General features: G+C 63.4%; 18 protein-coding genes. All 18 read right to left on the bottom strand.

Annotated elements, in window-relative coordinates:
• Positions 1–14: 14 nt before the first annotated feature.
• The 18 genes from CRD15_RS04925 to CRD15_RS04840 all read right to left on the bottom strand — a co-directional run bounded on the left by CRD15_RS04925 (position 15) and on the right by CRD15_RS04840 (position 21,128).
• A complete protein-coding gene (locus tag CRD15_RS04925; protein WP_034971034.1) occupies positions 15–782 on the bottom strand; it encodes an ABC transporter ATP-binding protein in 768 nt (255 codons plus the stop codon).
• Positions 779–1,837, bottom strand: coding sequence for an iron chelate uptake ABC transporter family permease subunit (locus tag CRD15_RS04920; protein WP_034975581.1), 1,059 nt, complete (start codon positions 1,835–1,837; stop codon positions 779–781). Before CRD15_RS04920 ends, CRD15_RS04925 begins: the two co-directional genes overlap by 4 nt.
• Complete coding sequence (locus CRD15_RS04915; protein WP_034971032.1) at positions 1,837–2,838, bottom strand: ABC transporter permease; 1,002 nt, start codon at positions 2,836–2,838, stop codon at positions 1,837–1,839. Before CRD15_RS04915 ends, CRD15_RS04920 begins: the two co-directional genes overlap by 1 nt.
• 54 nt (positions 2,839–2,892) lie before the next feature.
• Positions 2,893–3,891 carry a siderophore ABC transporter substrate-binding protein gene (locus tag CRD15_RS04910; RefSeq protein WP_034975583.1) on the bottom strand — a complete coding sequence of 333 codons (999 nt, stop codon included), beginning with the start codon at positions 3,889–3,891 and terminating at the stop codon, positions 2,893–2,895.
• A gap of 66 nt (positions 3,892–3,957) precedes the next feature.
• A complete protein-coding gene (locus tag CRD15_RS04905) occupies positions 3,958–5,097 on the bottom strand; it encodes a dTDP-glucose 4,6-dehydratase (protein ID WP_187402061.1) in 1,140 nt (379 codons plus the stop codon).
• A gap of 15 nt (positions 5,098–5,112) precedes the next feature.
• Positions 5,113–6,225 carry a c-type cytochrome biogenesis protein CcsB gene (ccsB, locus tag CRD15_RS04900; protein WP_187402060.1) on the bottom strand — a complete coding sequence of 371 codons (1,113 nt, stop codon included), beginning with the start codon at positions 6,223–6,225 and terminating at the stop codon, positions 5,113–5,115.
• 71 nt (positions 6,226–6,296) lie between these two features.
• Positions 6,297–7,934 (bottom strand): cytochrome c biogenesis protein ResB, encoded by a 1,638-nt coding sequence (locus tag CRD15_RS04895; RefSeq protein WP_187402059.1) that lies wholly within the window; start codon positions 7,932–7,934, stop codon positions 6,297–6,299.
• Between the two features lie 93 nt (positions 7,935–8,027).
• The gene (locus tag CRD15_RS04890; protein ID WP_034971027.1) at positions 8,028–8,825 is read right to left on the bottom strand and encodes a cytochrome c biogenesis CcdA family protein; all 798 of its coding nucleotides are present in this window, start codon (positions 8,823–8,825) and stop codon (positions 8,028–8,030) included.
• Positions 8,826–9,395 (bottom strand): TlpA disulfide reductase family protein, encoded by a 570-nt coding sequence (locus CRD15_RS04885; protein WP_187402121.1) that lies wholly within the window; start codon positions 9,393–9,395, stop codon positions 8,826–8,828.
• Between the two features lie 44 nt (positions 9,396–9,439).
• A complete protein-coding gene (locus CRD15_RS04880; RefSeq protein WP_043012357.1) occupies positions 9,440–10,045 on the bottom strand; it encodes a histidine phosphatase family protein in 606 nt (201 codons plus the stop codon).
• A 93-nt stretch (positions 10,046–10,138) separates the two neighbouring features.
• Positions 10,139–11,467 (bottom strand): glutamate-1-semialdehyde 2,1-aminomutase, encoded by a 1,329-nt coding sequence (gene hemL / locus CRD15_RS04875; protein WP_187402058.1) that lies wholly within the window; start codon positions 11,465–11,467, stop codon positions 10,139–10,141.
• A gap of 62 nt (positions 11,468–11,529) precedes the next feature.
• The gene (locus tag CRD15_RS04870; RefSeq protein WP_187402057.1) at positions 11,530–14,301 is read right to left on the bottom strand and encodes a cation-translocating P-type ATPase; all 2,772 of its coding nucleotides are present in this window, start codon (positions 14,299–14,301) and stop codon (positions 11,530–11,532) included.
• A 5-nt stretch (positions 14,302–14,306) separates the two neighbouring features.
• Positions 14,307–14,852, bottom strand: a complete 546-nt coding sequence (locus CRD15_RS04865; RefSeq protein WP_034971024.1) for a hypothetical protein — start codon at positions 14,850–14,852, stop codon at positions 14,307–14,309.
• Positions 14,853–14,854: 2 nt separating this feature from the next.
• The gene (locus tag CRD15_RS04860; protein WP_187402056.1) at positions 14,855–15,628 is read right to left on the bottom strand and encodes a hypothetical protein; all 774 of its coding nucleotides are present in this window, start codon (positions 15,626–15,628) and stop codon (positions 14,855–14,857) included.
• Between the two features lie 31 nt (positions 15,629–15,659).
• On the bottom strand, positions 15,660–16,673 hold the full coding sequence (gene hemB, locus CRD15_RS04855; protein ID WP_035001670.1) for a porphobilinogen synthase: 1,014 nt from the start codon (positions 16,671–16,673) through the stop codon (positions 15,660–15,662).
• Positions 16,674–16,708: 35 nt separating this feature from the next.
• Entirely contained in the window at positions 16,709–18,565 is a 1,857-nt protein-coding gene (locus tag CRD15_RS04850) for a uroporphyrinogen-III synthase (protein WP_034971022.1), read from the bottom strand.
• Positions 18,566–18,606: 41 nt separating this feature from the next.
• Positions 18,607–19,641 (bottom strand): hydroxymethylbilane synthase, encoded by a 1,035-nt coding sequence (hemC, locus tag CRD15_RS04845; protein WP_187402055.1) that lies wholly within the window; start codon positions 19,639–19,641, stop codon positions 18,607–18,609.
• 8 nt (positions 19,642–19,649) lie between these two features.
• Entirely contained in the window at positions 19,650–21,128 is a 1,479-nt protein-coding gene (locus tag CRD15_RS04840; RefSeq protein WP_034980483.1) for a glutamyl-tRNA reductase, read from the bottom strand.
• Positions 21,129–21,241 lie beyond the last annotated feature (113 nt).

The raw sequence follows: 21,241 nt of genomic DNA, 5'->3' as shown, positions 1-21,241 counted from the left end.
GGTTGTGCAGCGTCCTAGAAGTAGCAGGCCATCGGCCCATCCGGGCCGTCGACGACGGTGACGGGGGTGTTGAAGATGTCGCTCAGCAGCTCATCATTCATCAGTTCTGCCGGGGTGCCGAATTGGGCGATCTGCCCATCCTTGACCGCACAAATGTGGTCGGAATACTTCGCTGCGAAGTTAATGTCATGCAGCACCACAATGATGGTGCGGCCGAACTCCGAGGCCGCCCGGCGCAGGTGCTTCATCATCTGCACTGCGTGTGCAATGTCTAGGTTGTTCAGCGGTTCATCCAAGAGCACATAGTCGGTCTCCTGGCATAGCACCATCGCCACATAGGCACGCTGGCGCTGCCCGCCGGACAGCTGATCCAAGTAGCGATTCTCCAACTCCCGAAGGTTGAAGAAGTCGATGTAGGTGGAGATGATGCCCTCGTCCTCCCGCGTCAGCCGCCCCTTGGAGTACGGGAAGCGGCCGAAGCCCACCAGCTGGCGGACGGTCAGTCGGGTGACAAAGTGGTTCTCCTGGCGCAGGATCGACAGCACCTTCGCCAGGTCCTTCGACTTGGTGGTGCTCACGTCGAAGCCGGCGACCTCGATGGTGCCCTCATCCAGATCCAGCAGCCGCCCCATCATCGTCAGCAGGGTGGACTTGCCCGCGCCATTGGGCCCGATTAGGGAGGTCACGCCGCCCGCGGGGATTTCCAGGTTCGCGGGACCAATGTGGGCGCCGGAGCCGGTGGCGTCGCTATATTTCTTGGCCACCTCGGATAGCTTGATCACAGTCGCCCCTTTCTGAGGATGACGTAGAGGAACACGGATCCGCCGACGAGCTCAATGATGATCGAAACCACGCCCTGGGCGTAGAAGATGTGATTCATCACAAAGTACGCACCCGCCAGCACGAAGAATGCCGTGGCGATGGCCATCGGGAAGACGTAACGGTGATCCGGGGTACCGGCGAACTGATAAGCCAGAGTTGCCACCAGGAAGCCCAGGAATGCCATCGGCCCGACAAGCGCAGTGGACACAGCCATCAACACTGCGACCAAGATCAACACCGCAAGCGACTGCCCGCGGTGATTAATGCCCAGGTTCGTTGTCGCATCGCGCCCCAACGCCAGCACATTGAGCTTGCGGGACATCAGCAGCAGCGCGCTCGCGGCCACGGCCACTAGGGCGATAGAGATCGGAAAGTACTCTGGCTCCGCGTTATTCACCGATCCGAATAGTCGGGCGGTCAGCAGGTCGAAATCGCTGGGCGTCAATAAGCGTTGCATAAAGGTAGACACCGACCCCAAGCCTGCCCCGATAACGATGCCCACCAGCAACATCGCGTGCATGTTCGCGTTCTTGCCGGTCAGCAACCAGGAATACAGCAGCAGGGCAAACCCGACCATGAGGACCAGCTGAACAATGTAGGTAGTCATGGTGCGGGCCTCCACCAGCCCACTTCCGCCCAGGAAGAACACGGTGGAGGTGTGGATGGCAACATACAGCGACTCGAAGCCCATGATCGACGGAGTAATGATGCGATTGTTCGTCACCGTTTGGAAAGCCACCGTGGCCACGGCCTGGGCGACCGCGACGATGGCGATAGCAATCACCGCGTTCATGCGGCGCTCCGCCAGCAGCCAGAACCCACGCGAGCCAAAAGGCATCGGGTTGCCGTACGCCAGCAGCCCCACCGCGGAGGCCACACCCAGCACGACGATGATCCCCAGGATCACCCAGTACTTCGCCGCCGCGGACTGCGTGGGAAACGCGCCCGACGAACGGTCGGACACTCCGGAAAGCAGGCGCTGCGGCACCAAGCGCTCGAGGGTTCGGTTAGCCATCAGCGGTTCCTCACAATCAGCACAACGAACACCACGGCGCCGACGATGCCCAACACCACGGAGACGGGGATCTCGAAAGGCGAAATCAGAGTGCGGGCCAGCAGGTCACACGCGGCCACGGTGGCGATACCCACCAGGCACACCCACGGCAGGTTGCTGCGCAGGTCATCACCGCGGATCATCGAGACGATATTCGGCACGATCAATCCCAGGAAAGGCAGGTTGCCCACCACGACGGTCACCACACCCACGGCGATGGCCACCATCACGGTACCGACCAGCACGATCCGCCGGTAGTTCATGCCCACACTGGTAGCGAAGTCTTCGCCCAAGCCAGCCAGGGTCAGCCGGTCAGCCAGTAGGAACACGCCCACCACGACCAGCAGCACCACCCACAGCACCTCGTATTGGCCCTTATAGACCGAGGTGAAACTGCCCGCAAACCACACGCCCAGCTGCTGCAGCATGTCCGTCTGCAGGGCAACGAAAGTGGATACCGCAGAGACGACTGCGCCCAGCATGATTCCCACGATCGGCACGATCAGGGAGGAACGCAGCGATACTCGCTGCAGGAAGAAGAAGAACACCATCGCGCCGACGAAGGAGAACACCACTGCGCCGACCATTCGCCCCATTACGGTCGCGCCCGGGAAGACGATCATCACGAACAGCAGACCCAAGCCCGCCCATTCTGTGGTGCCGGTGGTGGTCGGAGAGACGAAGCGGTTCTGCGTCAACATCTGCATCACCAGACCGCACATCGCCATCGCCGCGCCCGCCAACACCAGGGCTATGGTGCGCGGTACGCGAGTGATCGAAAACATGTCGATGCCGTCGTGCGCGTTGAACACGTCGTACTCACCGACCAGCAGGCTGGCAACCAGCAGCGCCCCGACAACCGCCGCGGCAACCAGGAACTTCCAGTCGACGAGCTTTCCCCGGGTACGCGCAACCCGAGGTTCGTCGTGAACCTCGGGTGACGTAGTGCTCTGAGCAGTCATTTTCGGCTGGTCAATCCACTTTCTGTAGCGTTCTCGCGTGCTAGTTCTAGTGTGTTACTTCTTCCCCTCGAAGGCATCTGCCAGGGAGTTCAGGATCTCGGTGTACGTCGTAATCGACTCGTTGATGTACGTATCCTGCGGTGCCACCAGGACGTGGTTGTCCTTCAGCGCCGGCACACCCTTCAGCGCATCGGCGCGCTTGATCACATCCGCGGCCGGGGAATAATCCGGCTTGTCGGCGTTGATTGCACCGTCGCGGTCTAGCACCAGCATCCAGTCCGGCTTCGCCTTCGCGATAGCCTCGACGGAAATGTCATCGCCCTCGTGGTTGCTAGAGGCGTTGTCAACCTTCAGCGCCGGATCCATTCCCAGCCAGTCGAACACCGGCCCCCATACGCGACCGACGTGCGGCGCAACATAGCCGATTTCTCCGCCGGAGACGTTGACGGCCATGACCTTCTTACCGCCATCCAGCTTGTCGTAGGCCTTCTTCGCACGCTCCTTCGCGCCCTTGAAGTCTTTCACCATCTTTTCGGCTTCGTCCTTCTTGTCGAAGACCTCACCGAGGGTGGTGATCTGGCGGATCAGCTCTTCGTCCAGGGGCTTGCCTTCGCGGGGCTCCAGCTCCACAACGGCTGCGTCCGGGACCAGCTTCTTGATCTCCTCGTCGTGGCTCGAGAAACGCTGGCCGCTAATCACCAGGTCCGGCTGGGCTGCCACTAGGGCCTCGAAGTCAGGCTCCTTGTGGTTGCCGAGGTCCTTGATTCCCTCGTTTTCCTTGTAGTCGGTGACACTCGCCGGGACCAGCTTCTTCGGCGCTGCGGTCAGCTCCACTCCCCACTCGTTAAGGATCTCGAAGCTGCGGTTGTCCAGTGCAACCACGGACTTCGGGTTCTTAGGCACCTGCAGTTCGCCGTTGTTGTCCTCGATAGTGATCGAGTTTTCGCTATTCAGGTTGTTGGAGGTGCCGTTGTCTTCCGTAGAGCCACATGCCGCTACGGACATGCCCACCGCCACCAGCGCGGCGAGCATCTTAATGCGATTCTTTGCCATTCTTCCCTTTAATGTCAGGTTCAGCGAACGCTACAGTTAGCCGAATCTTACATAGGGTTTACTAAGTTAGTCAAGCCTTCCCTGCTTACGGGGGTCTATCTCGCGTTCGTTGTCGCGGTATTTCTTTTCGGACGCCGCCCTGGACTCAACCCACCACTTTTCATTGCGGCGGTACCATTCCACCGTTTCGGCAAGCCCGGAGGCGAAGTCCGTGAAGCGTGGCTGCCACCCGAGTTCGGCAATGCTGCTGGGATCAATCGCATAGCGGCGATCGTGGCCAGGACGGTCGGTGACGTGCACAAAGTCATCTGTTGGACGGCCGAAGAGCCCCAGCAGGTCTTGCACGACCTGTAGGTTAGAGCGCTCCCCCTCCGCGCCGATGAGGTAGGTCTGCCCCAGCTCGCCGGAATCCAGGATCGCCCAGACAGCGTCGTTGTGATCGTCTACGTGGATCCAGTCGCGGACGTTCTCCCCCGTGCCATACAAGCGAGGACGATGTCCCTCAATCAGCCCCGTGATTTGGCGGGGGATGAACTTCTCCGGGTGCTGGCGCGGGCCGTAGTTGTTCGAGCAGTTGGAGATCGTGGCCTTTAGCCCCCGCGAACGCACAAAGGCGCGGACGAAGTGATCCGCCGCCGCCTTCGACGCCGAATAGGGCGAAGAGGGGTTGTATGGAGTGTCCACAGTGAAGCGATTCGGATCGTCCAGGGCGAGGTCGCCGAAGACCTCGTCGGTGGAAATGTGGTGCAGGCGCACCCCGAAGTCAGCGGCCGCCTGGGCGACGTTCAGGGTGCCCTCCACGTTGCTGCGGGCGAAGACCGCGGGCGTGGCCAAGGAGTTATCGTTGTGACTCTCCGCCGCAAAGTGCACGATCGCCACCCGGTCGGCGGCGGACTGCTGGAGCTCGGCAGTGCCTTTGCTTCCCACAGACCCTACAGGCTCGGCAATCACAATCGCCCGCTCCAGGGCTGCCCGGAAAGCCGACGCGTCCGCCACGTCACCTTCGATAAACTCCACCCGCCCCGGATAGACAACCTCCAGCGGGGTGCCATCGTCCGTGCGCAGATTCAGTGGATTGGCTGCGTACGTGAGGGCGTCAAAAATAAGAACCTTGACATCCGGCCTGGTCTCCAACGTGCGGTGGACGAAGTTTGCACCGATGAAGCCCGCCCCGCCAGTGACGAGGACGGTAGAAAATCTGCTCACGCTACCCCCTGGCGATTAGTTCAGGCCGGCGTAAGAGTGCAGGCCAGAGACCACCATGTTGATGAAGAAAAGGTTGAAGACCATCGTCGCGAAAGCAAAAACGTTGATCCACGCGGACTTCGGGCCGCGCCAACCCGGGGTGGCGCGGGCATGCAGGTAGGCGGCGTACAGGATCCAGGTGATGAAGGAGACGGTCTCCTTCGGATCCCAGTTCCAAAAACGACCCCAGGCGGCATCCGCCCAGATAGCGCCGAAGATGACGCCCAGACCGAAGATCGGCAGCGCCCACACGGCAGTGCGATAGGCCAGGGTATCCAGCTTGGTGGCCTCCGGCAACGGGGCGGCAACAGTGCCCAGCAAGCCTTTTTCCTCGCCCTTCGGGTTCGCGTGACGCAGCAGGTACATCAGGGAAGCCACGCCGGAGATCAAGCCAATGCCGGCGCCAATAGAGACCACGGATACGTGGATGATGAACCAGTAAGACTGCAACGCCGGAACCACCGGGGCGGTCTCCGCGTACAGCTTGGTTCCCGCGTAGAACAATAGACCAACGACCGGGGTCAGGATCCACGGCCACATGACGCGCATGGCCTTCCGACGAACCATCGAGGCCGCGATGATCATGGCGAACAGGGTGACCACGCCGACGTATTCGAAGAGGTTTCCCCACGGGAAACGGCTGGCGGCCAGGCCACGCAGAATCACAAACACTGCGTGGATTGCGATGGCCAGCCAGACCAGGGACTGGGTGATGCCGCCGAGCTTGTCGGCGCGATCCAGGGTCTTGGAGATACTCTCGGAACGCAGACGCTCCGGCAGCTGTGCCTCGAAGGAAGCAAAGTCGGGCTCAATGTCGTCGCCAGTGACCTCACCGGCATCGGCGACATCCGAGTCGGCCACATCGCCCGCAGCACCTGCGCCAACGGCCACCTTGGCGGGAGATGCCACGTTTGTCGCCTGCTCCGCCTGCAGCTTCTCCAGCTCCTCTGCGCGCTGACGGCGGCGGTCCGCACCTGCGCGAACCATCCCGTAGAAGACCAGGGAGACGGCGAGCGCCAGCAGGTACAAAGCCTCCGCTGTGCGGAAGGCCAAGTCGGAGAATTCGGATAGCTGCGGATCGATCTGCATCGAAAATCCTTCTGAAAAGTGTTAATTCGCTACAAAGTATCAGCCTAGCGCCTATTTGCGCCCTTCCACAATCACTTGTCGTCATCCTCCCAGTCGGCGGAATCTACGTCGTAGTCCTCGTCCAGGGCCTCTTCCTCCAGCCCCAGCACGCGCTCGGCACGGCGGTTGAACTCGCGACCCCATCCGGCGGAGTCCGTGCGGGACAGTCCGGCGATCTGAATCAGCGTGCCCTCACCCTCCGGGGTGATGCGCACCCAGAAGCGGCGGCGCTTCACGGCCAGGGACCCGACCAGCGAGGCGAGCATCAGCACGGCAAACACCAACACCCAGGTAGTCGTTGGATCCTTAGAGATCTGCAGGTTCACAAACTCCTTGGCACCGTCGAAGGTGATCTTTGTGCCATCGTCCAGGGTGACGGACTCGCCCTTCTCCAGGTTCACGCGATCCAGCATCTGCATCTGGCCGGAGTGCAGCGCCTCCCTATCCAAGGAAAAGATGTTCTGGCTGCGCCCGCCGTCCAGGCCGGTATCGCCCCGGTAGACGTCAATCGCAACCGCCGGGTCCCGCATCGCCGGATAGTTGGAAGAAAGGATCTTGCCCTTCGGTCCCGTCCACTCCGCCGACGGCGCGAACAGGCCTTGCAGGGAAATCTGATTCTTGCGGCGTTCCTGCAGGTCGGGGTACATACCAGCGGGCGGGTCCCAACGCACCGCACCGGAGGACAGGAAATAGGTCATGTCGTCCGGGCGGAACTGCACCGTCTCCGTGCGCTTCTCGCCGTTCGGCCACTGGATTGTGAACGTCGGCGCATAGCCGTGGCCCTGCAGGTACACACGGTTGCCCTGGAAACGCAAGGGGTGGTTCACCTGCAGCGTCTTATGCTGCCACTGTTCCGTCGGCTTGAAGGCATCTTCCTTGCCCGCGAAGTCGATGTTCGACTCGAAGCCCACAGCCTGGCCGTTTGGCAGGTATTCAGCCTTAAAGTCCTTCACATTCACACAAAAAGGAGTCAACCCCGTGCCATCGAACACCGGGCCGTTGCGGAAGGAATCGTAGTTGGAGACGGCGGAGTTGCAGAACTGCGACTGCTCACTGTCCGTCCCAGCCACCACGATGACCTGGCCTTCGTAGTACAGCATCTTGCCCGCTGCCACGGCAATGAGGATGCCCACCAGCGACAGGTGGAACACCAGGTTCGCAGCCTCGCGCAGGTAGCCCTTCTCCGCCGACATGGACCATGCCCCGGCGCGGTCGTCTTCCTTGTCGACCTCGTTGATGTTCCAGCCCTTGAACTCCTCGCGCAGGGACTTCTGAACGTCCTCGACGGACTGGTCGACGGTGCCGGAGTAGTGATACGGCATGCGGTCCAGGCGCTTCGGCGCTGGCGGCGGGGAAGAACGTAGCGCCTTGTAGTGGTCGATACTGCGCGGCAGGATGCAGCCGACCAGGGAAACGAACAGCAGGACGTAGATCGCCACAAACCACGAGGAGCTAAAAACATCGAAAAGCTGCAGCTTGTCGAAGACTTCGGCGGTCTTGCCGTTGGCGTCAATATATTCGGCAACCTTGCCCTCGTTGAGCGACCGCTGTGGCAGCAGCGCGCCCGGGATCGCGGCCAGCGCCAGTAGGAAAAGCAGCACCAGGGCCGTCTTCATCTTCGTGAGCCACTGCCAGCCCTTCTTCGGCAAGCTAAGGATCGTTGTCAGCATGGTTGCTCTTTCGTACTTTCGCTCTCTCGTTCTTTATTGACGCCCACTGCTCAGCCGCGACCGTTCCCTCAGGCCGGCGGCATGGGTTCGGTTCTAGATCGGCAGGGTCTTGTCAGAGATAAATACCTCTCGGATGTATTCCACAAATGTCGCCCACTGCCCCGTGACCAGCAACAGCCCCACGATGATCAGCATCGCGCCGCCGATCATCTGGATAGTGTGGGAGTGCTTGCGCAGCCAGCTAATTCCCGACAGCGCCTTGGAGGATCCCAGCGCCACGACAATGAATGGTAGCCCGAGGCCCAGACAATAAGCGACGATCAGGATCACGCCCCGGGCGGCGGTCATGCCCTGAGTGCCAGCGGAAACCGAAACGATGGAAGCCAGTGTGGGGCCCAGGCACGGGGTCCAACCCAGGGCGAACACCCCGCCCAGCAGGGGCGCGCCGGCGATGGTGGTCCAGCGCTTGGGGCTCAGGCGCGTATCGCGCTGCAACGGGGAGATGAATCCCAAGAACACCACACCCATGGCAATCGTCACTCCGCCACCGATGCGCATCAGCAGGTCTTGGTTAAGCCTCAGCGCGCTGATCACACCGAAGACGGTGGCCGTGGCCAGCACAAACACGACGGTAAAGCCCAGCACGAACAGCAATGCGGCAGTGGCCACTCGGCCACGCTTGGCCTTGACCACCGTGCCTTGCTGGGTGAATTCTGTCTCTGCGCCGACGACTCCGGCGAGATAGGAGATGTAGCCGGGCACCAATGGAATGACGCAGGGCGAGGCAAAGGAAACCAGGCCCGCGAGTGCGGAGACCAGCAACGCGAGCAACAGCGGACCGGCGGCCGCCGTATCCGCGAAGGACTCTCCGATCGACTCCGCAAGGATCATCTATTCGTCCTCATTCAATAGCGGCTCGACCTGCTCCCACAGCTCCTTGTCCGTCACTTCCTTCAGGAAGATATGTGCCGGGCGGTGCTGCTTATCCAGGACGATGGTTGTGGGGATCACCGAAGCTGGTACACCACCCAGCGCCAGAGCCGTCTTGAACGGCGGGTCGTAGATCGACGGGTAGGTGATCCCGTTGTCCTTGACGAAGTCCTGTGGCTTTTCCTTCACGTTGTCGCGCACATTGATACCCAGTACGGTTCCGCCACCGTGCTTCTCCAGCTTCTCCTGGACCCGCTGCAGGTCGTCGGATTCACTGCGGCAGGGGCCACACCACTGCCCCCAGGCATTCAGCACCACAACCTGACCGTCGAAGTCGGTCAGGGAGATCTCGTCATCGCCGCTCAAGTCGGTGCCCGCGAAGTCGGCAACCTTCTTGCGCTCCTCCGGCTTGTAGTGGATGCTGGTCTGCCCGCCGGGGGAAACGAACTCGAAGCTACCGCCGCTGGCCACTGCGTTGGTGCCTGCGGTGTTTTCCTCGCTGCAGGAAACGAGCGCCGCACCGCCGGCCATGAGGCACACCGCGAGTGCTGCTGTCGTAGTTTTAATGCGCACTGTTAAATCTCCTGCGCCGGCTCGGAATAGAACAGGTCAGTCAGCTGCCCGCCGTCGAACACCAGGGAGGTCACGGAGGCCAGCTCGCACTGGCGATCAGCCGGATTGTGCGCCAGTGATAGTCCCTGCGCATCGCGCTGGATCATCACGATCGGCAGCTGGTGGGTGACCAAAACGGCCTCGTGCCCGCGGGCCTTCTCGCGCGCGGCGTCGACGGCCTCCCACATACGGTCGGCGATCTCCTGATAGGGCTCGCCCCAGCTAGGGACGGTGGGATTCTTCAGCATCGGCCAGCGCTTTGGGTTCCACAGCGCACTGCGCACGCCCTTGATGTGGAGCCCCTGCAGGTCGTTGCCAGCTTCGATGATGCGTTCGTCCGTCTGGACCTCCAGACCCAGCTTCTCCGCGAAAGGACGGGCAGTTTCCTGCGCCCGCTGGAGTGGGGAGGCGGCCAGATACACCACATCGTGGTCCACGAGATCGACCGCGGTGGCGTGCGCCATGTTCCGCCCCCGCTCGGAGAGTCGATAGCCAGGCAGACGGCCGTAGAGAATGCGATCCGGGTTGTGCACTTCTCCGTGCCGTACAAGGTGAACGATCGTAGCCATGGTCACCTAGCTTACAGTGCCCACCACCCCAACCCAAGTAAGGCGAACCCCGCTTTAGAGGCCTCTTACAGGCCTTTTAGGCGGAGCCCTGAACTACTTCTGGGCGGCGGCTGCAGCCTGGGCTGCGGAGGTAGCGGCCGCGGCGATCTTCTCGAAGTCGGCGTCCGTCAACGCAGTGGATACGAACCAGGTCTCAAACACGCTCGGCGGCGGGAACACGCCGGCATCCAAAAACGCGTGGAAGAAGGCCGGGTAGCGGAAGGTATCCGCGGCCTTCATCTCCGCGAAGTTGGTGCCCTCCCCTTCCGCGAAGCGCACGCTCAACATATTGCCTGCGCGCTGAATGTTGTGGGCGACAGAGGCCTGGCTCAGAGCGTCGGACAGGATGCCTGCCAGCGCCTCGGCATTCTCGTCGAGCTTCTGGTACGCGGCGGCGTCCCCCAACTTCAAAGAGGCCAAGCCCGAAGCGACAGCGACCGGGTTACCCGACAGCGTTCCTGCCTGGTAGACCGGACCGACCGGCGCGAGGTGATCCATGATCTCCGCCTTTCCGCCGAACGCCGCGGCCGGCAGACCACCGGACACAACCTTGCCGAAGGTGGTCAGGTCACCAGCCACGCCGTCCTTGCCGAACCAGCCGGACTCGCTGACGCGGAAGCCGGTCATGACCTCATCGACGATCAGCAGCGCGCCATGAGCGTGGGCAATGCGCTGCAACTCCGCGTTGAAGCCCTGCGGGTTCACGGTGCCCATGTTGCCCGGCGCGCCCTCGACGATGATCGCGGCGATCTCGCCTGGGTGGGCTGCAAAAGCGTCCTCCACGGCCTGGACGTCGCGGTAAGGAACCACAACGGTATCGCCCGCAGCTGCCTTCGTAATGCCCGGCGAATCCGGCAGGCCGAAAGTAGCCACACCGGAACCGGCGGCGACCAGCAGAGAGTCAACGTGCCCGTGGTAGCAGCCCTCGAACTTCAGGATCTTGTCGCGGCCCGTGTAACCCCGCGCCAGACGGATGGCGGACATCGTGGCCTCGGTGCCGGAGTTCACCAGGCGAGCCTTTTCCACGGACGTGCGGCGGACGATCTCCTCCACCAGGTCCACTTCCATGGTGGTCGGGGCGCCGAAGGACAGGCCGTGCCCCACGGCTTCGCGCACTGCCTCGACGATCTGGGGGTGGGCATGGCCGTGGATCATCGGTCCCCACGAGCAGAACAGATCCACGTAGGAGTTGCCGTCAATGTCGTTCAGCGTGGATCCCTGCGCGGAGGTGATGAAAGGCGGAGTGCCACCCACCGAGCCAAACGCGCGGACCGGCGAGTTCACGCCGCCGGGGATGAGGGTGCGAGCCCGCTCAAAAGCCTCGGCACTAGCGCGGCCGTTGGAATGGTTGTTGGGCTGCTGCGGATCGACAGTTACAGACACGAAGTAATCCTTCCCGCCACCTCAAAGGTGGTTAGCTTGCAATACCCACCAGCCTAGCGCGGCTAGCCCTGGGACTGTTCAAGCTCCTCATCCGCGGCCTCGGCGCGAGCCAAGGAGATCGCCTCGGCGCGCTGCTTTTCCTGCTTTCGCAGCTCCCTGATTTCCCGTCGGCGGGCCACCCAGCCCTGCCACGAATGGGTCTGGCGCAGGGTGCCCCGAGCGTAATTACGGTGCAGAATACGCGCGCTGCGGCTTTCGATCAGCGTGGAGCTGAGCAGCATGAATACCGTCGCCAGCAGCGGGTTAAGCACACCGGCAACAGCCAGGGTTGCGCCGATCGCGTTATAGGTCCAGGACAGCCACACGTTCCAGTCAGTGGTGTTGCGCACGTGGCGCAGCAGGTTGACCAGCTCCGGCAGGGCGGAGACGTCCTCGCGCTGCATCACCACGTCCGCCACCTCAGCGGCGGTAGGGTCGATGCGGTTCGACGAAGCCATGAGGATACCCACATCGGCGACCCGCAGCGCCCCCAGCACGTCGCGGTCGCCGACCATGGCCACGCGCACACCCATGGCGTGCACGCCGCGCACTGTGGCCTCCTTCCGGTTCGGCGGGATGCCAGCCAGCACGGTGGAGATGCCAATGGAGTTCGCGGTGCGTCGCGCCACTGGGTAAATATCGCGGGAGAGCATATAGGTCTCCAGCTGCATATCCTCCAGCCGGTCGATCGCGGCCGGGGCGTCGTCCTTGAAGCTATCTGCCAGGCTGATGACTCCCCGGTCCTTGCCCTTCCAGCTGACGATGACCGGTGACCCGCCGCCCAGAGCAGCGGTAGCCAGGTGCGGGTCACGGATCTCGCCCAGATCGTGCGGTCGCCACAGACGCGCCTTGACGTGGCGCATCTCGCCGTCGACGGGCAGCTCCACCATGCCCTCGAACGTGCCGTCCTTGGTGATCTTCACCTCGCCGACGTCCAGCCAGTTGGGGGTCTCCTCCCCGCCCGCGCCCGCATCGCGCGCCTCGCGGTCGGCACGCACCAGGGCCTGGGACACGGCATGCTCGGACTCCAGCGACAGGGCGCCGGCCACGCGCAGAATCAGGTCCGGGTTCTCCCCCTTGGAAGGCGTAACGCCAATGACGTGCATGGGCCCATCGGTGAGGGTGCCCACGCGGTTGAAGATGATGGCGTCCACCTCAGCGAGCTTGTGAATGGTGCCCGTATCGCGCAGCAGGGCGCCGGAGGTCGCAGCACGCCACAACCCCAAGCGCAGCGCCAGCGGAGCCGATAGAGCCAGGGCGACCGGCGCGACGACCGCCAGCACCGACAGGGCGGTGGCCATCGCCGCATCGAAGGACTTCGTCACTGCAAGCCAGGCAATAAAGTCCACGACCGCCAGACCAAAAGCCCAGGGCACTAGCAGACTCGCGGTGCGGTTCGTCAGCTGCGTCAGGCGCGTCTCATCCAGCGCGGAACCGCGCACCCATTGGTGCATCGCTGCCAAACGCGTGGAGGAGCCCGTCGCATGCACGCGCATCTTCAACGCCGCACCATGGTTGCGGGCGCCGGCGTAAATGCGATCGCCGACGGAGACCTCAAAGGTACGGTGCAGGCCACCGACCGGACCCATGTCCACCAGAGACTTACCACTAATGATCTCGCCATCACTGGGCACCATCATGCCGGTGGGGATGATGATGTCGTCGCCCGTGCGGATCTCCGCGATCGGGATGTCCTTCTTTTCCATCTTGGACTTGCGCGTCTTGCGAACCACGGTCACTTGTTTAGCCGCAGGCACCGTCAGCACGGACAGCATCGACTTCGAGCGCAACGCCGTGCGCCGGGACAGCAGTCGACCAAACAGCAACAGAATCGTTCCGCCGCAGGCCACGTCGAAGAACACCGCGCCTTGAATGTGCCGCGCCGACCACACACCGGCCAGCAGCACCTGGTGGCTTTCCCACCCCACGTCGCCCGCGGAGGTGAAAATCAACATCCATGCGGAATACAGATAAGCCAGGACGATCGCTACGGAACTGGCGCCGTCCAGCGCCGATTGTCTACGTCTTAGCCCTCCGAAGAAGGCGCGGTGGAACGGCCAAGCGCACCAGGTGACAACCGGGGTCGCAAGTGCCAAGCACACCCACTGCCAGTAGTTAAACTGCCAGGCGGGAACAACCTGCAGCACCACCACGGGCAGGCCCAACACGACCGCGACGATCAGTCGCATCCGGGTGATCAACTGGCGGGCGGTGTGCAGGCCCTCGGTCGAATCGAAGGGGTTGCTGCGGCGGAACCTTTCGAACTCCGCCTTGTTGGCATCCCACCGCTTACGATTTTCGGCCGCCGCCCACGCGCGCCGGTGGGCTGTGGCGTGGCGCCGCATGCGCCGCCGCGTTTCCTCAATTTCCAGCCGGGATGCCCGACGGCGTAGCGAGGAATCAGTCAGCCAGCTATCCAGGTTGTGTCGCTCCAGCACTTCCTGGATTTCCGCAGGGGTCACCCGATCCTCGGCAGAGATCCAGGCCATGCCGGTGGAGTACACCACTGCCGCCTGTACACCCGGAATGTCGTTGAGCTCCTCCTCCACCGTGGTGGCCTCCACCGCAGTTTCCAGCCCCTCCAGCCGGTAGGCGAAGCTGGCCAGTCCCCATCGTTCCCGGGCCGCGCGGTCGATCTCTTCGTCCGACTGCGCGGACCTTTCCATGTCAAAGCCGGCCTTAGCAGCAGCTGCGCGGGCTTGCAGGATTGCCTCGTCCACGTCTTCGACGTGCACGTTCGTCTGTCGCGCCGCGCGAGTACTGGTGGGGACGATATTCGAGTTTGGTTCAGCCATTGCTGCTAGCCCCGCAGTTCGTCGCCCGGCAGTCTACCGTCACCTTCGACGGGGGTTTCTTCGAGCCGATGCCCGGCGTCAAAAAATGGATTAACCGCTGGCCGGTAGGCCATCAGCAGGGCGATAGCCACCCACAGGGCGATGAGCGCCTGGCCGGGGCCGGTGAAGCCGAAAACCCAACCTGCCAACATGAACAGAATGCCGATCGCGCCCAGCCACAGCACCAGACGGCGCTTGCCGCGGTAGCCGTCGCGCACGCCGGGGGCGAAGAACACCAGCAGCGCGCCGACCACAACGTTGATCCCGCCGAGGATGCGGACGTTGTTGATCATGAAGCGCATGTGCTCGGCCTCTTCGGCGCTCGTGGGCTCGCGGTCCCACGAGGCCGTTAGGGACAGCACGCCGACCAGAACCATGATGGCGCCACCGAAAACCAACATCGCGAAGGAAGCGATGACCATGCGGGGCGTGGGGTCGCCGGGTTGCCAATACGCGACCCGACGGTTCGGATCGTCGCTATTGGGCACCATCGAGGGGAACATCGCCGGCATGTCTAGCGCCCTCCCCAGGTGTGGTCATTGTTGTTCTGGTTGTTTTTGCTGTTCTGCTGCTGTTTTTGTTGTTTCGCTTCTTCCTTTTGACGCCGCATTTCAGCCCGGTACTCGTCGAGTTCCTTGGAGTATTTGTCCATCTCCTTTTCGCTGGGCACACCCAACCAATCGCGATTCTCCGGGCGGGCCATAAACCACATGCCGAGTGCCGCACCCACGCCAGAGAGGATGGTCAGCACGCCGATAAGCAGCACGAAGCCCACGGGCATGAATTCCGGCCCGCTGGTGAACGTGATGAGCACCGCGTTGAGGATCATGAATAAGGAGGCGACGTTGAGGAACATCCGGGAGTACGGACCACCGCGCCCCGCGCGCAAAGCCAGGAAAGCGCACACCACCGAGGCTACGATGCCCCAGATCAGCGAGGATACGTTGACCTGCGTGGCGATCTGGGAGGCATCCCGGTCAGCCAGCACACTGGCGAACATGCCTGTCTGGCTGTCCAGCATTCCCTGGCTACTCTTGGTCAGGTTGCGCGGATCGACGAGGTTGGAAACGAACTGCACCACACTGGCCAACAGTTGGAGCACCGAGACAGCCAGCCACGCCCACACTCCGAAACGGACATCCTCCGGCGCGTTCTGCAGGTTCGGAGCAAGCCCATCCTTGCGGCCCACCTTCGGTGGCTTCGGTGGTTTCGGCGTGCCCGTAGGTCCACCGGTGCCCTGGGGGCGCGGGTAGTGCTGCTCTGTGTTCATGTGTGCGCTGCTATTCATACAGCCTCTTAGCCTACTGTGATTGCTTAGGTTAAAGCATCTTTGGACGCAGCATCTGCGCCACCCGGGTGGCCCAGTACGTCAGGATGATGTCCGCCCCGGCTCGGCGAATGCCGTAGATGGATTCCATAATTGCGGCTTCCTCGTCGATCCAGCCGTTCTGGGCTGCTGCGGAAATCATCGCGTATTCGCCGGACACCTGGTAGGCGGCCACAGGCACAGGCGACATGTTCGCTACCTCGCGCAGCACGTCCAGGTAGGGCATGGCGGGCTTAACCATCACCATGTCTGCGCCTTCGTCGATATCCAGCTGCGTTTCCAGGATGGATTCGCGGAGGTTTCGGGGGTCCTGCTGGTAGGTGCGGCGGTCGCCTTGCAGGGAGGACCCCACGGCCTCGCGGAACGGGCCAAAGAAGGCAGAGGCGTACTTCGCGGAATAAGCCATGATGGATACGTCCTGGTGGCCGGCCTCGTCCAGGGCCTCGCGGATGTGGCGGATCTGGCCGTCCATCATGCCGGAAGGGCTGACGATGTGCGCGCCAGCGTCGGCCTGCGCGACCGCCATCTTGGCGTACTGCGGCAGGGTTGCATCATTGTCGACGATCTGGTGGCCAAAGCGGTCGGTGGACAGCACACCACAGTGGCCGTGGTCGGTGAACTCGTCCAGGCAGGTATCGGCCATCACCAGAATGTCGTCGCCGAAGCGCTGGCGCACCGCGTTGATGGCGCGGTTCAGGATGCCATCCTCGGCAACCGCCTGGCTTCCGGTCGCATCCTTATCCTCATCCCGGGGAACACCGAACAGGTCGACCGACCCCACGCCGGCGTTCGCGGCCTCCTCCACCGCGCGCAACAGTGAATCCTCCGTGTGCTGCTGCACCCCCGGCAGGCTGGTGATGTCGCGCGGGGCATCCAGCCCGTCGGCGATGAACATCGGTAGCACCAGCCGGTTGGGGTTCAGGTCCGTCTCCGCAGTGAAGTTACGCATCTGCGGGGACGTGCGGAGTCGGCGGGGGCGGCGGAACGGGGTGTAGTTCGAAGTCATGCCCACGATGCTACTACCGCGCCCGGACGGGCTTGTTAAGCCCCGGTGTCCTTCTTTTCGGCCGTCTTTTTACGACGCCGCCTCCGCTTGCGCGGCGGCGGGAGCTGTCCCTTGGCGCGCAGGTCAGCCACGTGGGCAGCGAGGGCGTCCACAAGCTCCGGCACACCAGCGGCCTCGGGCATGACGTCGACGCGCAAGCCGTGCTCGCGAGCGGTCTGTGCAGCCATCGGTCCGATGCAGGCGATGATCGTGCGCGCATGCGGCTTGCCAGCGATGCCCACCAGGTTCTTCACGGTCGAGGAACTGGTGAAGCAGACTGCATCGAATCCACCGGTCTTGATCATGTCGCGGATCTCCGGGCTGGGCGGGGCAGCGCGGACCGTGCGGTAGGCAACGACGTCTTCCACGTCCCAGCCCAGCTCGATCAGGCCGTCGACCAGCACGTCGGTGGCGATGTCGGCGCGTGGCAGCAGCACTCGATCCACCAGATCCAGATCCGGATCGTGCGGCGGGAATACGTCCACCAGGCCCGCAGCGTTGCGCGCATCGTCCTTCGGCAACAGCTCTGGTGTGATGCCCAGGTCCTTCACGGCCTGGGAGGTCTTCGGCCCTACCGCGGCCACGCGCACGCCGGCCAGGGCGCGGGCGTCCAGGCCGAACTCGCGCAGCTTTTCCCACACGGCCTTCACCGCATTGACGCTGGTGAAGACGATCCAGTGGTAGCGGCCGTCAACCAATCCCTTGATGGCGCGCTCCATCTGCACGGGGCTGCGGGGTGGCTCGACGGAGATCGTGGGGACCTCCACGGGAATGGCGCCGTGCGAGGCCAGGCGGGCGCTCATGGGCCCAGCCTGGTTCTTCGCGCGTGGCACCAGAACAGTCCAGCCGTACAGAGCGCGGTTTTCCCACCAGGAGTACTTGGAGCGGTTGCCGACCTGCGAGCCCAGCGTGACGATGAGTTCGGTGGGCAGCTCACCATCCTTGGCGGCAGGACCGGATTGGGTGACGATGGACTTCATCGTGTCCAGGGTTGCATCGTAGCTGCGCTGGCGACGGGTGGTGCCGTGCAGAGTCACCGTCGCGGGAGTGGTTCCGGCGATGCCGCGGGCCTTCAGCTCCTGGGCAATGGTCGCCAGGTCCTCCGGGGCGGCGGTAAGGATCAACGGCAGGCCGGCGCCGGCCAGCTGATCCCAGTCAGTTCCACCACGCACATCGGCCTCTGTGACGTCGGGTCCCACTCCAATGCCGGTAAAGGCCGGCACGGCCACCGAGCCGGTCATGCCAGGGATCACCTGGAAGTCCACGGTGCTCGCCGCAACGTGCTGCAATTCGTCCATGACGGCGGGGTTGCTCAGCGGGTTGCCGGCGACGAGGCGCACCACGTCGTTGCCTGCCTTTGCGCAGGCGATCATCTGCTCGGCCAGGATGTCCGGGGCGACGACAAGCGCATCCGCGCTACCCTCGGCGGAGGCATCGCCGTCTTCCACTTGGCCTTCGTCTACCTGCGAAGCAGAGTCGTGGGCAGCGGGGGCTGCCAAGACAATCTCCGCTGCGGTCGGCGGGGCTGGACGTGGCGGACGGCGCCGGGCGCCGGCCTCCTTCGCAGCCTGTACTTTCGCTTCCCACTCAGCTTCCGCTGCATCCAGCTTCGCCTGCGGTACAGGAAGCCGGGTGGCAATGATGCTGCGCACGGATGCCAAAACCGAAGGATCCACCCATGCATGGGCGGTGGTTTCTAGGACGTCGCGCGCCCGAATGGTCAACAGCTCCGGGTTTCCGGGGCCAGCGCCCACGAAAAGAATTCGGCCGTGTCCAGTGGGAGCCAGGTCGGCTACTGCCGCCACGGTGGCCTGATCGGAGCCTCCCACCTGGGACAATCCGGAATCGGTCATAGTGGAACTTTCTAATTTGTCGCGTTGATATAAAAGGAGATTTAGTTGGTCTCTGCCACTAATTCAGCAGCACCGTCGTCAAGCAGTGCTCTTCCTATGCCGGTACCTATCGCTCTGGCAGCGTCTATGCACTCTTGCCAGCGGGGCTCCTCAGCTGCGGGGAAATCGCCCTCCCCGGTCGGGTCCGGGATATCAAAGGTGGCCTCGCCGACCTGCACCAGCTTGCGGGATCCGTCCATGGCAAACACGCCTCCGAACACGCGCAGGACGTGGCCCGTGGCGCCATCCGAATCCTCGTCCTCCGACGTGGTCCACAGGGAATAGGCTGCGACTGGTGCGGTGCAGCCGGCCTCCAGGGTGGACAGCACGGCGCGCTCTGCAACGGCAGCCATGTGGCTGGGCAGGTGGTCTAGGTGGCGGACGGCCTCCCAGGCAGCGTCGTCATCGGCACGTACCTCCACGCTCAGCGCACCTTGGGCGGGCGCGGGCATGATCGTGCCGGGGTCAATCGACTCGGCGGCGCGGTGCAGCTGGCCAACACGCTCCAGTCCGGCGCGTGCCAGCACGACCGCATCCAGGTCTTCCTCGGTGCGTCCCATACGGGTATCGATGTTGCCGCGCAGGGGCAACAGTTCCAGGTCGGGACGCACGGCGCGGATCTGGGACACACGCCGGGGTGCGCTCGTTCCCACCTTGGCTCCCTGCGGCAGTTCCAGCAGGGTCTCGTTGTTCCGGCTGACCAGTACCTCGCGGGGGTCTACTCGGCGCGGAACGATGGTGCGGAAGCGCGCGTCCGGTGCGGTGGGCAGATCCTTGAAGGAGTGCACGGCTACGTCGCATTCGCCCGCGTCGAGGGCCTTGCGCAGCGTCTCGGTAAACACTCCCACGCCGATGTTCGCCACCGGCGTCTGCGCTGCCTGTGAAGCATCCCCCGGGGTCTGAACCAGGTGCAGTTCCGCGTCGTAACCAGCGGCGAGCATGCCTGCGCGGACGTGGCTGGTCTGGGTGGTCGCCAGGGCGGATCTACGGGTGCCGATCAAGAAGGTACGGGAGGTACGGGATGTCCGGGATGTCATGGAAAGTCTTAAGCCTCCTTCGCTACCTGGCCAATGCGGGCAGCGCTTGGAATTTGATCGGCGCGGGTAGAAGTACCCACTGTTTTGGTTGCGCCGGTCTGCCCCGGCTGCGTTACGGAATCCACCATTCCGTTGGGCAAGTTGAACAGCGCGGCCAGCGCGTCGGGGTAGCTCACCTGCTGGCCACCCGCGGACAGCTTCTTCGCCTGCACCGTCGGCGTGTGCAGCAGCTTGTCCACCACGCGCTTCATCGACTTCGCCACTGCGGCGCGGTCGGCCTCCGACATGTCGGGGGTCAGGCGCTCCAGCGCCATCAGCTCCTCAGCCATAACCTCACCGGCTTTCTGGCGCAGGGCCTTGACGGTGGGCACCACGGACTGGGCGCGCTGCTGTTCCAGGAAGCTCTCCAGCTCGTTGGCAACAATCGCGCGGGCGGGATCTTCGTCCTGTGCGCGGTCGCCGGCCATCGTGGTGAGTTCCTCGATGTTCAGCAGTTTGACGCCCTCGACGTCCGCAACGGATCGTTCAATATCCGCGGGCATGGACAGGTCGATCAAGACCTTCGTACCAGCGCCCCCGGCGAGTCCGGCGCGGATCTTCACTGCCGCCCGCACGGCCTCTTCGCTGACCACATTGCCCACGGCGCCGGTGGCGGACACCACAATGTCCACAGCGCTCAGGCAGTCCGCCACGCTCTCTAGCGGCACGGCGGAGGCATCCACCCCCGCTTCCCGCGCGTGGCTCACCAGGTTCTCGGCGCGCGACAGCGTACGGTTGGCCACGGTCACGTGGTCGATACCGAGCTTGCCCAGGTGCGTGGAGGCCAGGGAGGCCATCGCCCCCGCGCCGATGATCAGCGCGCGGCGGCCGGCGAGGGGTTGGGACGCAGGGGCGTCCTCAACAGCAGAAACAAGGGCATGCGCGGGGTCGATGTAGCGCAGCGCCTGGTCCACCGCGAACGACACCATGGAGGCACCAGCCGAATCGATGGCCGTTTCGGAGTGCACGCGCTTGCCCGTCCGCAGGGCGCGCTGCGTGAGGTCGTGCAGGGTGCGCCCCACCGTCCCGGTCTCGTTGGCGGACTGGTAGGCGCTGCGCAGCTGGCCGATGATCTGCTGCTCGCCGACGACCATCGAATCCAGCCCGGAGGCGACCTTCAGCATGTGCTCCGCAGCGGAGTCCGCGTAGTGCACATACAGGTGCGGCTCCAGATCCTGGGTCTGCAGCCCCGAGAACTGCGCGATCGTATCCACCACGTGGTCCAAACCGGAGTGGAAGGCGTTCGCCACCGTGTAAAACTCCATGCGGTTACACGTGGAAAGCACCAGGGATTCAGAGATCACATCGTTGTCCACCAGCGACAACTGCAGCTTCGGCAGATCCGCATCCGCGACCGTCGCCCGCTCCAACATGGTCACCGGGGCAGAACGGAAAGACAGTCCGACCAGCAACACCGACGCGGAACCAGTCCGGGTGTTACTACTCATATGTCTTCAAGCCTCCTGCGGGGATCACTTGGGGTGGCGGCGCGCGGGGCTAACCCCCAAGTTGTTACGAGTGTCTACGGTAGCCCTTAACCCACCCCGTTGCCAAAACGTGT

Origin of the sequence: Corynebacterium sp. LK28 (assembly GCF_014335105.1) — a bacterium.
Taxonomy (GTDB): Bacteria; Actinomycetota; Actinomycetes; order Mycobacteriales; family Mycobacteriaceae; genus Corynebacterium; species Corynebacterium macclintockiae.
Note: the sequence above shows the minus strand (reverse complement) of the source record. Positions and strands in the feature narration are given on the sequence as shown.

Excerpts from the sequence above, each read along its gene's own strand:
- CRD15_RS04895 (WP_187402059.1), bottom strand. The coding sequence starts at position 7,934 with ATGCTGACAACGATCCTTAGCTTGCCGAAGAAGGGCTGGCAGTGGCTC.
- CRD15_RS04860 (WP_187402056.1), bottom strand. The coding sequence starts at position 15,628 with ATGAATAGCAGCGCACACATGAACACAGAGCAGCACTACCCGCGCCCC.
- CRD15_RS04840 (WP_034980483.1), bottom strand. The coding sequence starts at position 21,128 with ATGAGTAGTAACACCCGGACTGGTTCCGCGTCGGTGTTGCTGGTCGGA.
- hemC (WP_187402055.1), bottom strand. The coding sequence starts at position 19,641 with ATGACATCCCGGACATCCCGTACCTCCCGTACCTTCTTGATCGGCACC.
- CRD15_RS04915 (WP_034971032.1), bottom strand. The coding sequence starts at position 2,838 with ATGACTGCTCAGAGCACTACGTCACCCGAGGTTCACGACGAACCTCGG.
- CRD15_RS04920 (WP_034975581.1), bottom strand. The coding sequence starts at position 1,837 with ATGGCTAACCGAACCCTCGAGCGCTTGGTGCCGCAGCGCCTGCTTTCC.
- CRD15_RS04890 (WP_034971027.1), bottom strand. The coding sequence starts at position 8,825 with ATGATCCTTGCGGAGTCGATCGGAGAGTCCTTCGCGGATACGGCGGCC.
- hemB (WP_035001670.1), bottom strand. The coding sequence starts at position 16,673 with ATGACTTCGAACTACACCCCGTTCCGCCGCCCCCGCCGACTCCGCACG.
- CRD15_RS04850 (WP_034971022.1), bottom strand. The coding sequence starts at position 18,565 with ATGACCGATTCCGGATTGTCCCAGGTGGGAGGCTCCGATCAGGCCACC.
- CRD15_RS04865 (WP_034971024.1), bottom strand. The coding sequence starts at position 14,852 with ATGCCGGCGATGTTCCCCTCGATGGTGCCCAATAGCGACGATCCGAAC.
- CRD15_RS04870 (WP_187402057.1), bottom strand. The coding sequence starts at position 14,301 with ATGGCTGAACCAAACTCGAATATCGTCCCCACCAGTACTCGCGCGGCG.
- ccsB (WP_187402060.1), bottom strand. The coding sequence starts at position 6,225 with ATGCAGATCGATCCGCAGCTATCCGAATTCTCCGACTTGGCCTTCCGC.
- CRD15_RS04880 (WP_043012357.1), bottom strand. The coding sequence starts at position 10,045 with ATGGCTACGATCGTTCACCTTGTACGGCACGGAGAAGTGCACAACCCG.
- CRD15_RS04910 (WP_034975583.1), bottom strand. The coding sequence starts at position 3,891 with ATGGCAAAGAATCGCATTAAGATGCTCGCCGCGCTGGTGGCGGTGGGC.
- CRD15_RS04885 (WP_187402121.1), bottom strand. The coding sequence starts at position 9,395 with ATGGCCGGCGGTGCGGCGCTCGTTTCCTGCAGCGAGGAAAACACCGCA.